The sequence below is a fragment of the Streptomyces cinereoruber genome (assembly GCF_009299385.1).
Classification (GTDB): Bacteria; Actinomycetota; Actinomycetes; order Streptomycetales; family Streptomycetaceae; genus Streptomyces; species Streptomyces bikiniensis.
The window spans coordinates 1,797,673-1,813,067 of sequence record NZ_CP023693.1; the positions used below are offsets into that span (position 1 = coordinate 1,797,673).

Below are 15,395 nucleotides of genomic sequence, written 5' to 3' on the forward strand. Positions count from 1 at the left end.
CCACGCATCCGTGCGTTTCCGGGGGGTGCGAAACGGTTGAAGGGTTACGTTCGCCGCGAGTTGCCCGAACGTTTCGGCGTGGCCGGAGACACAGCCGGCCGGACCTTGTCGAACAAGGTCCGGCCGGGTGCGTGGTATTGACGCGCGCGTTGACGCGGTGCCGCGGGGGTCAGCCCAGGAGGCTGCCCAGCTCGACGTGCTCCAGGCCGTGGGCCTCGGCGACCTCCTTGTAAACCACCTTGCCGTCATGGGTGTTGAGACCCAGGGCGAGGGCGGCGTCGCGGCGCAGGGCCTCGGCCCAGCCGTTGTTCGCCAGCGACACGATGTAGGGCAGCGTGGCGTTGGTGAGGGCGTAGGTGGAGGTGTTCGGGACCGCGCCGGGCATGTTGGCGACGCAGTAGAAGACCGAGTCGTGGACCCGGAAGGTCGGCTCGGCGTGGGTGGTCGGGTGCGAGTCCTCGAAGCAGCCGCCCTGGTCGATCGCGATGTCGACAAGGACACTTCCGGGCTTCATCTTGGCGACGAGCTCGTTGGTGACCAGCTTCGGGGCCTTGGCGCCCGGGATGAGGACGGCGCCGATGACGAGGTCGGCCTCGACGACGGCCTTCTCCAGCTCGTAGGCGTTGGAGACGATCGTCTGCACCTTGGTGCCGAAGATCTTGTCGGCCTCGCGGAGCTTGTTGATGTCCTTGTCGAGCAGGGTCACGTGGAAGCCCATGCCGACGGCGATCTGGGTGGCGTTCCAGCCGGAGACGCCGCCGCCGATGACGACGGCCTTGCCGGCGTGGGTGCCGGGGACGCCGCCGGGCAGGACGCCGCGGCCGCCGGCCGAGCGCATCAGGTGGTAGGCGCCGACCTGCGGGGCCAGGCGGCCCGCGACCTCGGACATCGGGGCGAGCAGCGGGAGGGCGCGGTTCGCGGTCTCGACGGTCTCGTACGCGATGGCGGTGGTGCCGGAGGCGAGCAGTGCGTCGGTGCACTCGCGGGAGGCGGCGAGGTGCAGGTAGGTGAAGAGGGTCTGGTCCTTGCGGAGGCGGTGGTACTCCTCGGCGATGGGCTCCTTGACCTTGAGCAGCAGGTCGGCGGTGGCCCAGACCTCGTCGGCGGTGGGGAGGATCTCGGCGCCGGCGGCGACGTACTCCGCGTCCGTGATCGAGGAGCCGACACCGGCGTTCTGCTCGACGAAGACCTGGTGGCCGTGGCGGACGAGCTCGTGGACACCGGCGGGGGTGATGGCCACGCGGAACTCGTTGTTCTTGACCTCGCGGGGGATGCCGACCTTCATCGTCGATCACGGTCCTTGAATCAGGGAGGGATAACTGGCGCACTGCGATACATACCCGGATGCATGACGACGCACCGGGGCAGACCACGTTCGAACGCGGCGGAACCAGTCTAATGAAGGAGTTCCCGCTGTCTAGCCTTTCAAAGTACTAATCTTTCCCGGACCCACTGCGGATTTCGTAGGCGGAAGGTTCCGTTTCCAGCAGTCTCTCCGCCCCGGCCCGGTGCAGCCGGGCCGCCGCCGGGTCGCCGAGCCGGTCGAGGGTGTCGGCGAGGCGCAGCCGGAGCGCCGCCTGGAGCCGGACGTCCTGCGCCCGGCGGGCCCACTCCACGGCCTCCTCGCAGGTCCGCAGCGATTCCTCGGGCCGTCCGGCGTACTCCTGGACCCGGGCCGCCTCGCTCAACGCCCGTGCGTAGCCGGGGAGATCGGAGAGCCTGCGGTAGCCGGCGGCCGCGGCCCGCCAGTTCCGCAGGGCCTCCCCGTACCGCCCGGCGTAGGTCTGCACGGCGCCGAGGCGGGCGTACAGCCGGGCCTGGTCGGCGCGCTCGTCGCGGGCGAGGCGCTGGGCGAGCGCCCGCCCGTACCAGTCGCCGGCCCGCTGCCAGTCCCCCAGCTCCTGATAGGAGCCGCCTACGGATTCCATCGCCCGGACGGTCGCGTACGGGTCATTTGCTGCGCGTCCGGCATCCAGAGCCGACCGATATCGCAGCAGAGCCTCCTTCGTCCTGCCGGTGCGGGCGTCGAGGTCGGCCAGGTTCAGCAGGGCGGCGGCCCGCTCGCGGTGCAGTCCGCGCCGCTCGGCCACGTCCAGGACGAGCCGGTGCAGCCCGTACAGCTCGGGGGCGGCGGCCTCGGCGCCCCGGTGCGCGGCGAGCGCCCGGACCAGGGAGGCGATCAGGCGGCGGGCCAGGGTGTCGAACTCCCCGTCGGCGACGGCGAGACGGGCGGAGGCGAGCAGGACGGGCCGCCGGGAGTCCAGCCAGGCGGCCCCGGCGGCGGCGTTCGGGAAGCGCAGGGCGCGCGGCAGCCCCGCCAGCTTCCTGCGGGCGGGCGAGCCCTCCGGTTCGGTGACCGCGCGGCAGGACTGGAGGAGCCGCACGGTCCGCTCCAGCATCCGGGCCCGGGCGAGCTGCACCTCGGCGGGCCGGTCGCGCTCCTCCAGTTGCGCGCGCAGGAGGGGCACGAGGTGGGCGCGGACCTCGTACTGTCCGTCCTCGCCGGCCGAGACGAGTCCCAGGGCCTCGAAGTCGGCGAGCGTGGTGGCGGCCGCCGAGACCGAGCAGCCGGCCAGGGCGGAGGCGGTGTGGGCGTCGGCCCGGCCCAGCGGGGCGAGGGCGAGGAAGCGCAGTATCCGGGCGGCGGTGGCGGGCAGCGCCTCGTGGGCGAGCAGGAAGGCCCGGGTGAGGGGGTCGCCGCCCGGCCCGTGCAGCCGCTTGGCGAGGTCGGCGACGGAGGCCTTGGGGTGGGTGGAGAGCCAGCCGCCGGCGAGGACGACCGCGGCGGGCAGTCCCCCGCACTCCTCGACCAGGGTCTCGGCGGCCTGCGGGTCGACGGTGACGCGGACGGAGCCGGTGAAGGAGGTCAGCAGTTCGATGGCCGACTTGGGGTCGAGGCCGCCGAGGGTGCAGGGCCGTACGTCGGGGATGCCGGTGAGCGGCCCCCCGGCGACCCCGATGACCAGGGTGCCGGGCTCGTCGGGGATCAGCGGGTCCGCCTGCTCGGCGTCGACGGCGTCGTCGAGGATCAGGACGGCCCGGCGTCCGGCGAAGGCGCCGCGGACCAGTTCGGCCAGCTCGTCCTCGGCGGCGCCGGGGGGTTCGGCGACCCCGAGGGCGGCGAGGAGTTCCTGGGCGGCCCGGCCGGTGGGGACGGGCTCGCCGCCGGGCTCGGTGAGCCGGACGCGGAAGGTCCCGTCGGGGTACCGGTCGGCGACCGCGGCGGCCAGTTCCTCGGCGAGTGCGGTACGGCCCGAGCCGGGCTTACCGGCGACGAGCAGGACCCGGGAGCGGGGCGCCTTGCGGCCGGTGAGGGTGTCGAGACCGGTCCGTTCGATGTCGGCGCGCAGGGCCTTCAACTCGCGCTGGCGGCCGAAGAACCGCCGGCTGCCGGTTGCCGCCACCGCCTGATCCGTCACGGGCCACGCTCCCGTCCACCTGCGCACGAGCCGATCCCGCGGGAGGGGCTCCGCGCGGGCGTTTCCGAGCGTAGTTCAGCGCGGGACACGTACCCGGCGGAGCAGGGCGGACACATCCCCCGATCGGATCAGCAGATGGTCACACCGGGCCCTGTGCCCGCCTCCGAGACGCCCGCACAGGGGCGACGACCGGGCGGGGCGGGACGGGGTGACGACCCGGGAGTCGGCCGGGCCGGGGCCGGAACCGGCCGGGACGGGCCGGAGCCGAGGCGGGCCGGAGCCGGGCCCGGGGCGGGCCGAGGCCGGGCCTGACGGCACCCCGCCCGCCCGACCACCACCCCGCCCGGCCAGGGCCTACGCCTCGAACGGGCGGGCCGGCCAGGGTGCCTCCGCCGGGCGGAGGGCGTCGAGGCCGTCGCCGGCGCGGGCGGCGGCCAGCGCCAGGACCCCGTTCACCAGGCAGCTGTTGTGCAGGTCGCCCGCGAGGACCCCCCGTACGAGGTCCGCGAGCGGCACCCGCGCCGTCTCCATGTCGGCCTCCTCCTCGGCCACCTCGAAGCGCTCGCCCTCCGCCTCCGCGAGGTCCCGCGCGAGGAAGATCCGCACGGCCTCGTCGCTGCCGCCCGGGGAGGTGTAGAAGTCGGTCAGGACCCGCCAGTCCTCCGCCTTGACGTGCGCCTCCTCGTACAGCTCGCGCCGGGCGGCGTGCAGCGGGTTCTCCCCCGGTACGTCGAGCAGCCCGGCCGGGACCTCCCAGAGCTTCTGCCGCACCGGGTGCCGGTACTGCTTGACCAGCAGCACCCGGTCCTCCGCGTCCAGGGCCACGACGGCCACCGAGCCGGGGTGGACCTGGTAGTCGCGGCGCGCGACCGTGCCGTCCGGCATGACCACGTCGTCCGTGCGGACGCCCGTCTTCTTGCCCTGGAAGGGGGTCTCCGTCGCGGTGACCCTCCACTCCTGCGGGGTGTCCTGCAACTCCATCGGTCGTCCTCCCGTAGACACACGAAAACCGGGGTGCGGGACCCGAACGGGCCCGCACCCCGGCAACGTTAACGCCTGCGCCCTACTTGCCCGTCTTGCGCTCCACCGCGGCCTTCACCAGACCTGCGAAGAGCGGGTGCGGGCGGGTCGGGCGGGAGCGGAGCTCGGGGTGCGCCTGGGTGGCGACCAGGTAGGGGTGGACCTCGCGCGGGTACTCGACGTACTCGACGAGCTTGTTGTCCGGGGAGGTGCCGGAGAAGACCAGGCCGGCCTTCTTCTCCAGCTCCGCGCGGTACGCGTTGTTCACCTCGTAGCGGTGTCGGTGGCGCTCCTCGACGTACGGCTCGTCGCCGTAGACCTCGCGGACGATCGAGCCCTCGGCGAGCTTCGCCGGGTACAGGCCCAGGCGCATCGTCCCGCCCAGGTCGCCCGCGCCCTCGACGTACGCCAGCTGCTCCTCCATCGTGGAGACGACGGGGTGCGCGGTGGCCGGGTCGAACTCGGTGGAGTTGGCCTCGGGGATGTCGGCCAGGTTCCGGGCGGCCTCGATGACGATGCACTGCAGGCCGAGGCAGATGCCGAGCAGCGGGACCTTGTGCTCGCGGGCGTACTGGATCGCGCCGACCTTGCCGCTCACGCCGCGGTCGCCGAAGCCGCCGGGGACGAGGATCGCGTCGACGTCGCCGAGCTGCTTCTCGGCGCCGGCCGGGGTCTTGCAGTCGTCGGAGGTGACCCACTTGACCTTGACCCGGGCCTTGTTGGCGAAGCCGCCGGCCCGCATGGCCTCGGTGACCGACAGATAGGCGTCGGGCAGGTCGATGTACTTGCCGACGAGCGCGACGGTGACCTCGTGCTCCGGGTTGTGGACGCGGTCCAGGAGGTCCTCCCAGACGGTCCAGTCCACGTCGCGGAAGGGCAGGTCGAGCTTGCGGACGACGTAGGCGTCCAGGCCCTCGGTGTGCAGCACCTTCGGGATGTCGTAGATCGACTTGGCGTCGATGGCGGCGACCACGGCGGCCTCGTCGACGTCGCACATCAGCGAGATCTTGCGCTTGATGGCGGTGGGGACGTCGCGGTCGGCGCGCAGCACGATCGCGTCGGGCTGGATGCCGATGTTGCGCAGGGCGGCGACCGAGTGCTGGGTCGGCTTGGTCTTCAGCTCGCCGGACGGGCCGATGTAGGGGAGCAGCGAGATGTGCACGACGAAGACGTTGTCGCGGCCGACCTCGTGGCGGACCTGGCGGACGGTCTCCAGGAACGGCAGGGACTCGATGTCGCCGACGGTGCCGCCGACCTCGGTGATGACCACGTCGACGTCGTCGGTCGCCATGCGGCGGATCCGGGACTTGATCTCGTTGGTGATGTGCGGGATGACCTGCACGGTGTCGCCCAGGTACTCGCCGCGCCGCTCCTTGGCGATGACCTGCGAGTAGACCTGGCCGGTGGTGACGTTGGCCGAGCCGTCGAGGTCGACGTCGAGGAAGCGCTCGTAGTGGCCGATGTCCAGGTCGGTCTCGGCGCCGTCGTTGGTGACGAACACCTCGCCGTGCTGGAACGGGTTCATGGTGCCGGGGTCGACGTTCAGGTACGGGTCGAGCTTCTGCATCGTGACCCGCAGGCCCCGCGCCTTGAGGAGCGCACCCAGGCTGGAGGCGGTCAGGCCCTTGCCGAGGGAGGAGGCGACACCCCCGGTGACGAAGATGTGCTTGGTCGTCGTGGTGTTGGGCGGCATCGCCAAGAGGGGGCTCCCGTGGTCGCGTTCTGGAGGTGCGTACCGGCGTCCCCTCCGGAAGAATCGGGGGGTGCCGTCGCTGCGGTTGCGGGGTCCTCGGCTGTCGCCGTTTCCCACCGGTCCACGGGGTACCAGGGTATCAGCGACCCGGGGAGACCGCTTCCGGCCACACGCGGCAGCCGGGTGTTCACGGACGGCGACGCGAACGACGGCGTGGCCGGTGACATAGCCGGGGGCCGACCGGTCCCGGACGGGGAAAGGGGGTGTTCACCCGATTGGAGCAGCGACGTCACTGGTGTGATCAACGGATGGTGCGGGGCGCAACGTATCCTGCTCGGACATGGCCCGCCGAGCCGGCCGGCCGACGACGCCACCGCCTGTCCCCCCGGGGCCGAACGCCCGGGGACCCATCCCGGACCGAGGCTTGTCGCAGACCCCCCGACCGCTGACACACTCGGACCCCGGCCGGCACATGCGGCCGGGCATCTGGAGCAAGCGCCCCGAGGGGCGGACATGGCCGTTCGACTGGAGTGAAGCACGTGGCCGGGCGCATCGAGGATTACGCACTCATCGGAGACATGCAGACCGCCGCCCTGGTCTGCCGGGACGGCAGCGTGGACTGGCTCTGCCTGCCCCGCTTCGACTCGCACGCGATCTTCGCGGGACTCCTCGGCACCGAGGAACACGGGTTCTGGCGGGTGGCCCCCGCGGGCCCCGAGGACGCCGAGCCGGCCCCCGCCGACCGGCGTCGCTACCGGGGGGACTCGCTCATCCTGGAGTCCGAGTGGGACACCCCGCGCGGCACGGTCCGGGTGACCGACTTCATGCCCCCGCGCGACGGCGCGCCGCAGCTGATCCGGATCGTCGAGGGCGTCTCCGGCCGGGTCCCGGTGCGGTCCGCGCTGCGGATGCGGTTCAGCTACGGCCGGATCGTGCCCTGGGTCCACAAGGTCGGGGACCGCACGGTCGCGGTCGCCGGGCCCGACTCGGTGTGGCTGGACGCGGAGGCCGAGACCCACGGCGAGGACCTCACCACGTACTCCGAGTTCACCGTCGGCCCCGGGGAGCGGGTCGCCCTCACGATCTCCTGGCAGCCCTCCCACAAGGAGCCGCCGGCGCTGCCGGACCCCGAGGGGGCCCTGGAGGCGACCGCCGACTTCTGGCGCGAGTGGGTCGACCACTGCACGTACCACGGCCCCTACCGGGAGGCCGTGGTCCGCTCCCTGATCACCCTGAAGGCGCTGACGTACGCGCCGACCGGCGGGATCGTCGCCGCCCCGACCACCTCGCTGCCCGAGGAGATCGGCGGCGTGCGGAACTGGGACTACCGCTACACCTGGCTGCGGGACGCGGCGATCACCCTCTCCTCGATGCTGCGCACCGGCTACCGCGAGGAGGCCCGCGCCTGGCGGGACTGGCTGCTCCGCGCCGTCGCGGGCGACCCGGAGAACCTCCAGATCATGTACGGCATCGCGGGCGAGCGCGAGCTGGGCGAGGCCGAGCTCGACTGGCTGCCGGGGTACGAGGGCTCCACCCCGGTGCGGGTCGGCAACGGCGCCGCGAACCAGCTCCAGCTGGACGTGTACGGCGAGGTCACCGAGGCCCTGCACCTGGCGCACATGACGGGCCTGTCCCGGAACGACTACGCCTCCCTGCTCCAGCTGAAGCTGATCGAGTACCTGGAGAAGAACTGGGACCAGCCCGACGAGGGCATCTGGGAGGTCCGGGGCCCGCGCCGGCACTTCGTGCACTCCAAGGTGATGGCCTGGGTGGCGGTGGACCGCACGATCAAGCTGATCGAGTCCGGGGACGCCAACGGCCCGCTGGAGCGCTGGCGTGAGCTGCGCGACGAGATCCACCGGGACGTGTGCGAGAAGGGGTACGACAAGGAGCGGAACACCTTCACGCAGTCGTACGGCTCCAGGGAGCTGGACGCCTCGCTGCTGCTGATCCCCCAGATGGGCTTCCTGCCGCCGGACGACAAGCGGGTCATCGGCACGATCGAGGCGATCCAGCGGGAGCTGTCCACGGAGGACGGCTTCGTGCTGCGCTACCCGACGGCCGGCGAGGAGGCCGGCGTGGACGGCCTGGAGGGCGACGAGGGCGCGTTCCTGGCGTGCTCCTTCTGGCTGGCCGACGACCTGGCGATGATCGGCCGGGTCGACGAGGCCCGCACCCTCTTCGAGAAGCTGCTCGCGCTCCGCAACGACCTGGGCCTCCTCGCCGAGGAGTGGGACCCGAGGCTCCAGCGCCAGGTGGGCAACTTCCCGCAGGCCTTCAGCCACGTCCCGCTGATCGACACGGCGCTGCGGCTGACGGCGAGCGGCGCGTACGGCGGCTGAGGGGGCCCACGCCTCCGGCGTCGGTGCTTCCGTCTCTGCGCATCGGGTCGCCCCGGTCGTCACCGACGTGGACGACCGGGGCGGGCCGGGGCCGGGGTCACTCCCGTGTGCCCGCGAGCTCCACCGCCCTGCGGCGCAGGGCGAGGCCGGCCGGAACGACCGCCGAGATCACGGCGAGCACCGCGCAGGTGCCCAGGACCGCCCCGAGCGTCGTCCACGGGACCTCGATCGGCGTCCACACCGAGAGCAGGCCCAGCGCGCCCCACATGCCCGCCAGGTCGAGCCCGGCGACCAGCGCTCCCAGCAGTCCGCCGACCACGACCACCGTCAGCGCCTCGGCGCCCACCAGCCGCAGCACCTGCCACCGGGTGGCGCCGGCCAGTCGCAGCGCGGCCAGCTCGCGGACCCGGTCGGAGGTCGCCATGACCATCGTGTTGGCCAGCGAGATGCCGGTGTAGAGGAGGGCGATCCCGAGGACCAGGAAGAACCCCGTACGGGTCCTCCGGTCGCTCTCGGGACGCGCCGCCCGCACCCAGGCCTCCCCGGTGAGCACCTCCCCGCCCGACGCCCGCACCGCCCGGTTCAGACCGGCGGCCGCGGCGCTCGCGTCGGCCCCGTGCGCGAGGCGTACGTCGACCCGGTCGACGGGCGCCGCGGGGGCGTTGCGCGGGGTGACGTAGACGCCGTTGTCGCCGGTGCCGACGGTCATGACCGCGGCGATCCTCAGGGACTTCCTCGTGCCGTCGCCGAGCCACACGTCCACCCGCTCGCCCACGGTGCGCTTCTCCCACTCCTCGTTGACGATGATCGAGTCGTCGTCCAGGTCCTCCGCCTTCCCCGCGGCGAGCGGGAGGCGGGTCGTCGCCGCGAGCGGTCCCGGCTCGGCGGCCCTGGCAGCGGACCTGACGAGCGCCACCCCTTCCTCCAGGACGTACACGGCGCTCGACGAGCTCGCCGAGACCTCGACGCCGGGCACGGCCCGGAGCCGCCGCAGCGTCGCCTCGTCGAAGCCGGCGTCGCCCGCCGGAGCGACCACGAAGTCGGCGGCCGTCCGCTCGCGCACCTCGGTGGCCTTCGCCCCGTCGAGGGTGGCGGTGGCGCCGAGCAGCGAGCCCGCCAGCGCGACCGTGACGAGCACGGGCGCCGCGACGGCGGCGGTGCGGCGGACCCCGGTGGCGGCGTTCTCCCGCACCAGCGTCCCGCCGGCGCCCGGCAGGCGGGCCGGCAGCCAGGCGATCAGCCGGACCAGCGGCCGCACCACCACCGGCGCGAGCAGCGCGACCGCGGTGATCAGCAGCATCGGCCGGGTCACATAGGTCTTGCGCCCCAGCAGGTCTCCCGGGTCCGTCATCAGGGCCAGGGCCAGGGTCACCGCGGCGGTGACCAGCAGGGCCGCGCCGCACAGCAGGCGGCCCCGTGTCATCGGCCGGGCGTCGACGGACGCCTCGCGCAGCGCCTCGGCGGGGCCTGTGCGCCCGGCCCGCCAGGACGCGGCGAGGACGCCGCACAGGGCCACGAGCAGGCCCGTCCAGAATGCCGTGTGGTAGGGCCAGGTGTGGTCGCCGAGGGTGAACCAGCGGGGCGCGAGGTTCTCGTCGACCGCCCACTCGACGAGTACGGGAGCCGCCTGGGAGCCGAGCGCGCAGCCGGCGGCCGAGGCGAGTGCGCCGACCGCGAGCGCCTCGTGGACGACCATGCGGCGGATCTGGCCCGGGGTCGCCCCGGCGGTGCGCAGCAGCCCGAACTCGCGCCGCCGCCGGGCCACCGCGAACGCGAAGGTCGAGGCCACCACGAACACCGACACGAACCCGGTGACGCCGCCGGCCGTGCCGAACATGGCGTTCATCGCGGTGAGGGCCTCGACGTCCCGGTCGGGGTCGGCGTCGGCGTACCGGCGCGCGTTCCCGGTGAGGACCTGGACGCCCTCACTGCCGCGCACCGCTTCGCGCACGGCCGCCGCGTCGGCGTCGACCACGAGCTGGAGGCTGCGCGGCGCCAGTTCGGCGGCGCGGGCGTCGGTGTGGAACACGGCGTTCTCGAAGCCGAGCCCGGCCACGGTGCCGACGACCCTCACCGTGCCGCCGTCGGTCCGCACCCGGGTGCCCGGACGGGCCCAGTCCCCGCTGACGACGACCTCGTCCACGGCCTCGGGCGCGCGTCCCGCGTCGAGTTCGTACGGTGCGAAGGCCGCCGTGGACCAGGGGTGGCCCACCAGGTCGGCGGGCCCGCCCTCGGCCCGTACGGCGAACGACCTGTCCTCGACGACGGTCCCGAGATCCCGCAGCTTCGCCACCACGTCGTCGGGCACGGCACGCGGCTGCGCGAGCTTCTGGTCGCGGACGCCGATCGGGGTGGACACCCGGACGGTGTCCGGGCCCTTGACGACGACCGGCGCGGCGGCGAACCGCTCGGGCCCCCGGTCGGGTGCGTCCATCGAGGACGCCAGGGCCAGCCCCATCACGGCGATCAGCGCCACGCCCAGGGAGAGGGCGACGAAGCTGCCGGCGAACGTGACCCAGCGGGTGCGCAGGGTGCTCAGCGCGGTGGTCAGCACGGCGCCGCCTCCAGCTTGGTCATGCGCGCCGCGACGTCCTCGGCGGAGGCGCCGACCAGTTCGCCGTCGACACGGCCGTCGACGAGGAAGACGACGCGGTCGGCGTAGGAGGCGGCGACGGGGTCGTGGGTGACCATGACGATCGTCCGGCCGTCCCGGTCGACCGTGCCGCGCAGCAGGGTCAGCACCTCGCGGCCGGTCCGCGAGTCGAGCGCGCCGGTCGGCTCGTCGCCGAAGAGCACGTCGGGGCGGGTGATCAGGGCGCGGGCCAGGGCGACCCGCTGCTGCTGGCCGCCGGACATCTCCGCCGGACGGTGCCGCGCGCGGTCGCCGATTCCGACCTGTTCGAGCACCTCCCGCACCCGGGCCCGCTTCGGGCGGCGGCCGGCCAGCCGCAGCGGCAGGGCGACGTTCTGTTCGGCGGTCAGCGAGGGCAGCAGGTTGAACGCCTGGAACACGAAGCCGATGCGCTCGCGGCGCAGCAGGGTCAGCCCGGTCTCGCTCAGCCCGGTCAGCTCGGTGCCGCCCACGGTGACCGAGCCCGACGTGGGCCGGTCCAGGCCCGCGGCGCACTGCAACAGGGTCGACTTGCCGGATCCGGAGGGGCCCATCACGGCGGTGAAGGTCCCCTTCGGGAAGGCGAGCGACACCTCGTCGAGGGCGGTGACGGACGTACCGCCCGCGCCGTACCGCCGGGTCACGGAACGCAATCGGATCGCGTCGTTGCTCATGTGCTCCCCCATCAGGGCCTGCTCCTCGGTTCGTCGGTCCCCCAACGAAACCGCGGAGGCCCCGCGTGGCGCAGTACGGCCCGGAGGAGACTCGGGGTAGTGCCAGGCCCACCCCCGAGGGGGGCCCTGGGCCGATGGCACCGGACCGGCGGGGCCGCTTACGGTCGTGCGCATGCACCCTCGCAATGTGTGGCAGGCCATGTCCCGGCCGGGCCTCCTCCTGTCGGCCTGGCCCTGGCGCGCCGCCGCGTATCTGTTCACCGGCGCGGCGGCCGGTGCCGTGACCCTGGTGGGGATCGTGACGGCGGTGGCGGTCTGCGGTGTGCTCGTCGTCGTCCTGGTGGGGCTGCCCCTGCTCGTCCTGGTCGCCCTCGGCGGGATCCCCGTGGCCTGGGTGGAGCGGCGCAGGCTGCGCCTGATCGACCGCGACCCGGTGTCCGGCCGGCACCGGGTGCCGACCGCGCCGGGACTGCGGGCCTGGCTGACCACCCGGCTGCGCGAACAGGGGACCTGGCGGGAGCTCGGGTACGCGCTGCTGTTCGCCGTGCTGCTGTGGCCGGTCGACGCCCTGGTCGTCACGGTCGCCCTGCTCCTCCCGCTGTCCGTGGTCGCCACCCCGCTGCTGATGGCCACGGTCGGCGACGGCGACGAGGCGAAGGTGCTCAAGCAGTGGACGGTCACCACGTGGCCGACCGCGTTCGGCGTCGCCGTGCTGGGGCTGCTCCTGTTGGGCCTGGGCGCGTACGTGCTCTGTGCCGCGGCGGGCGCCCGTGCGGGGCTGGCCCGGCTGCTGATCGCCTCCCGCGAGGGCGAGCTCGATGCCGAGGTGGTCGAGCTGGCCCGCTCCCGCGCCCGGCTGGTGGACGCCTTCGAGGCCGAGCGGCGCCGTATCGAGCGCGATCTGCACGACGGCGCCCAACAGCGCCTCGTGGCCCTGTCGATGGCCCTCGGCCTCGCCCGCCTCGACGCCCCGCCCGGCCCGCTCGCCGACCAGCTCGCCCGGGCCCACGAGGAGGCGGGCAGGGCGCTCGAGGAGCTGCGCGAGCTCATTCGGGGCGTCTACCCCAAGGTCCTCACGGACTACGGCCTCCACGCCGCGGTCAGCGACGCCGCCGACCGCTGCGCGGTCCCCGTCGACGTCGACCTCGAACTACCGGGCCGACCGGCCGAGGCGGTCGAGTCCGCGGCATACTTCGTGGTCTGCGAGGCACTGGCCAACATCGCCAGGCACAGCGGGGCCGGCCGCGCACGGGTGAGCGGCGGTCATCACGACGGACGCCTCTTCCTCGAAGTGCGCGACGACGGCCGCGGCGGCGCGGACCCGTCGGCAGGCAGCGGCCTCACCGGCCTCGCGGACCGGGTGTCGGTCCTGGCTGGCAGACTTGCCCTGACCAGTCCGCCGGGTGGACCGACCCTGTTGCGTGTGGAGTTTCCTTGCGAGTTGACCGAGGCGGCCGGCCGCTCCGCGTAGTGCTGGCCGAGGACAGCGTGCTGCTGCGGGAAGGACTCGTCGGTCTGCTCGGCCGCTGCGGCCACGAGGTGGTGTCGGCCGTCGGGGACGCGCGGGCGCTGGTATCCGCCGTCGAGGAGCACGCCCCCGACATCGTGGTGACGGACGTGCGCATGCCGCCCGGTTTCCAGGACGAGGGGCTGCACGCGGCGGTGCGGCTGCGCGAGGAGCGCTCCGCGCTCCCGGTCCTGGTCCTCAGCCAGTACGTGCAGCGGGCGTACGCCGCCGAACTCCTGGACTCCGGCGACGGGACGGGCGTCGGCTACCTGCTCAAGGACCGGGTCGGCCAGGTCGAGGAGTTCGTGGAGGCGCTGCGCGAGGTGGCGGACGGCGGGACGGTGGTCGATCCCGAGGTGGTGCGCCAGTTGCTGCGCCGCCGCCGCGATCCGCTGGAGCGGCTCACCCCGCGCGAGCGGGAGGTGCTGGCGCTGATCGCCGAGGGCAGGTCCAACGGCGCGATCGCCAAGGAGCTGGTGGTCTCCGAAGCGGCGATCGGCAAGCACATCGGCAGCATCCTCACCAAGCTGGACCTGCCTCCGGCGGACGAGACCCATCGCAGGGTCCTGGCCGTCCTCACCTACCTGCGGGCCTGACCCGCCGGGCGCGACCGGCGCACGGGAACCGGCGGGGGCGCGCGGCGGCCGGGAAGCACGGACCCGGGGCCGGACCTACGATGAAAGGGTCCTGTCCCCCGCAAGGAAGGGGGGCACCCCATGGCTCCCCGAACGCTCGTCCCCGACAGCGCCCTGGCCGGTCTCCGGGAGGACCTGGCGGGTGAGGTCCTCGTGCCGGACGACCCCGGCTACGACGCGGCGAGGACCGTCTTCAACGGCATGATCGACCGGCGTCCGGCCGTCGTCGCCCAGTGCGCCACGCCCGAGGACGTCGTCAACGCGGTGCTCTTCGGCCGGGAGGCGGGCCTGCCGGTCGCGGTGCGCGGCGGCGGCCACTCCGTCGCCGGCACGGCCCTCAACGACGGCGGCCTGGTGGTGGACCTGCGCCGGATGCACGCGGTGGTCGCGGACCCCGAGCACATGACGGTACGGGTCGGGGGCGGGGCGACCATGGCGCACCTGGACCGCGCCTGCCAACCGTTCCACGTGGCGGTGACCGGCGGCCGGGCCTCCACGACCGGGGTCGGCGGGTTCGCGCTCGGCGGCGGCTCGGGCTGGCTGGAGCGGAGGTTCGGCCTCGCCTGCGACAACCTGCTCTCCGCCGAGCTGGTCACGGCCGAGGGCCGGCACGTGCACGCGGACGCCGAGGAGAACCCGGAGCTGTTCTGGGCGCTGCACGGCGGCGGCGGGAACTTCGGGGTGGTGACCTCGCTGACGCTGCGGGTGCACGAACTGCCGGAGTTCTGCTTCGCGCTCCTGATGTTCACCCCGGACGCGGGTCCCGACGCGGTCCGCGCCTACCGGGACGTGTTCGACGCCCCGGCCCCCGACGCGGCGGGCGGCGCGGTGCTCTGCCTGACGGCCCCGCCGGAGGACTTCGTACCGCCGGAGCTGGTGGGGACGCCGGTCTACGTCGTGCTCACCACGTACGCCGGGCCGGAGGAGGAACTGCGGGAGGTCGTGGCGCCGCTGCTCGCGCTCGGCCCGGCGGCGACGGTGGTGACGGAGATCCCGTACGCCGACTTCCAGTGCATGCTGGACGATCCGCCCGGGCAGCGGAACTACTGGTCGGCCGAGTACCTGGACGCCTTCCCCGACGAGGCCGTGGAGCGCTTCTGCGCGCGGGCGGCGGACATGCCGGTGCCGACCGGGACCCAGCACCTGGTGTTCCCGATGGGCGGGCGGGTGGCGGACGGACCCTCCGCGTACCCGCTGCCGTGGCGTACGGCTCCGTGGGCCGTGCACCCCTTCGGGGTGTGGGAGGACCCGGCCGACGACGAGCGGGCGATCCGCTGGGTGCGGGACGTCCGGGCCGACATGCGGCCGTGGGCGATCGGCGCCGTGTACCTGAACTTCATCGGCTCCGAGGGCGCGGACCGGGTGGCGGCGGGCCTCGGCGCGGAGAACGCCCGGCGGCTGGCCGGGGTGAAGGCGGCGTACGACCCGGAGAACGTGTTCCGCTTCAACCACAACATCGTCCCGGCGGCCTGAGACCGCCCCCGTACCGCCCCT

At 73.8% G+C, this 15,395-nt stretch carries 10 protein-coding genes; 4 read left to right on the forward strand and 6 right to left on the reverse strand.

The window, feature by feature from the left end:
* Window positions 1-169: 169 nt before the first annotated feature.
* The 4 genes from ald to CP977_RS07940 all read right to left on the reverse strand — a co-directional run bounded on the left by ald (window position 170) and on the right by CP977_RS07940 (window position 6,132).
* Complete coding sequence (gene ald, locus CP977_RS07925) at window positions 170-1,285, reverse strand: alanine dehydrogenase (protein WP_062759059.1); 1,116 nt, start codon at window positions 1,283-1,285, stop codon at window positions 170-172.
* A gap of 148 nt (window positions 1,286-1,433) precedes the next feature.
* Window positions 1,434-3,419, reverse strand: a complete 1,986-nt coding sequence (locus CP977_RS07930; RefSeq protein ID WP_062759061.1) for a tetratricopeptide repeat protein — start codon at window positions 3,417-3,419, stop codon at window positions 1,434-1,436.
* A gap of 354 nt (window positions 3,420-3,773) precedes the next feature.
* The gene (locus tag CP977_RS07935) at window positions 3,774-4,400 is read right to left on the reverse strand and encodes an NUDIX domain-containing protein (protein ID WP_109187097.1); all 627 of its coding nucleotides are present in this window, start codon (window positions 4,398-4,400) and stop codon (window positions 3,774-3,776) included.
* An 82-nt stretch (window positions 4,401-4,482) separates the two neighbouring features.
* Window positions 4,483-6,132: a CTP synthase gene (locus CP977_RS07940; protein WP_062759065.1), complete on the reverse strand. Its 1,650-nt coding sequence runs from the start codon at window positions 6,130-6,132 to the stop codon at window positions 4,483-4,485.
* A gap of 539 nt (window positions 6,133-6,671) precedes the next feature.
* Between CP977_RS07940 and CP977_RS07945 the strand changes: the two genes are divergently transcribed.
* Window positions 6,672-8,474, forward strand: a complete 1,803-nt coding sequence (locus CP977_RS07945; protein ID WP_152369837.1) for a glycoside hydrolase family 15 protein — start codon at window positions 6,672-6,674, stop codon at window positions 8,472-8,474.
* Window positions 8,475-8,571: 97 nt separating this feature from the next.
* On the opposite strand, the gene CP977_RS07950 is transcribed toward CP977_RS07945, so the two are convergent.
* Both CP977_RS07950 and CP977_RS07955 read right to left on the reverse strand, forming a co-directional pair.
* Window positions 8,572-11,028: an ABC transporter permease gene (locus tag CP977_RS07950; RefSeq protein WP_152369838.1), complete on the reverse strand. Its 2,457-nt coding sequence runs from the start codon at window positions 11,026-11,028 to the stop codon at window positions 8,572-8,574.
* Window positions 11,022-11,771, reverse strand: a complete 750-nt coding sequence (locus CP977_RS07955; RefSeq protein WP_229991582.1) for an ABC transporter ATP-binding protein — start codon at window positions 11,769-11,771, stop codon at window positions 11,022-11,024. The genes CP977_RS07950 and CP977_RS07955 overlap by 7 nt, the downstream gene beginning before the upstream one ends.
* 187 nt (window positions 11,772-11,958) lie before the next feature.
* Here CP977_RS07955 and CP977_RS07960 point away from each other — a divergent pair, with 187 nt between their 5' ends.
* The 3 genes from CP977_RS07960 to CP977_RS07970 all read left to right on the forward strand — a co-directional run bounded on the left by CP977_RS07960 (window position 11,959) and on the right by CP977_RS07970 (window position 15,374).
* Window positions 11,959-13,230, forward strand: coding sequence for a sensor histidine kinase (locus CP977_RS07960; RefSeq protein WP_062759074.1), 1,272 nt, complete (start codon window positions 11,959-11,961; stop codon window positions 13,228-13,230).
* Complete coding sequence (locus CP977_RS07965; RefSeq protein ID WP_152369839.1) at window positions 13,230-13,862, forward strand: response regulator transcription factor; 633 nt, start codon at window positions 13,230-13,232, stop codon at window positions 13,860-13,862. Before CP977_RS07960 ends, CP977_RS07965 begins: the two co-directional genes overlap by 1 nt.
* Window positions 13,863-13,982: 120 nt before the next feature.
* On the forward strand, window positions 13,983-15,374 hold the full coding sequence (locus CP977_RS07970; RefSeq protein WP_152369840.1) for an FAD-binding oxidoreductase: 1,392 nt from the start codon (window positions 13,983-13,985) through the stop codon (window positions 15,372-15,374).
* The last annotated feature ends 21 nt before the right edge of the window (window positions 15,375-15,395 follow it).

Coding starts and splice junctions, on each gene's coding strand:
- CP977_RS07940 (WP_062759065.1), bottom strand. CDS start 6,132: ATGCCGCCCAACACCACGACGACCAAGCACATCTTCGTCACCGGGGGT.
- CP977_RS07955 (WP_229991582.1), bottom strand. CDS start 11,771: ATGGGGGAGCACATGAGCAACGACGCGATCCGATTGCGTTCCGTGACC.
- CP977_RS07960 (WP_062759074.1), top strand. CDS start 11,959: ATGTCCCGGCCGGGCCTCCTCCTGTCGGCCTGGCCCTGGCGCGCCGCC.
- ald (WP_062759059.1), bottom strand. CDS start 1,285: ATGAAGGTCGGCATCCCCCGCGAGGTCAAGAACAACGAGTTCCGCGTG.
- CP977_RS07935 (WP_109187097.1), bottom strand. CDS start 4,400: ATGGAGTTGCAGGACACCCCGCAGGAGTGGAGGGTCACCGCGACGGAG.
- CP977_RS07970 (WP_152369840.1), top strand. CDS start 13,983: ATGGCTCCCCGAACGCTCGTCCCCGACAGCGCCCTGGCCGGTCTCCGG.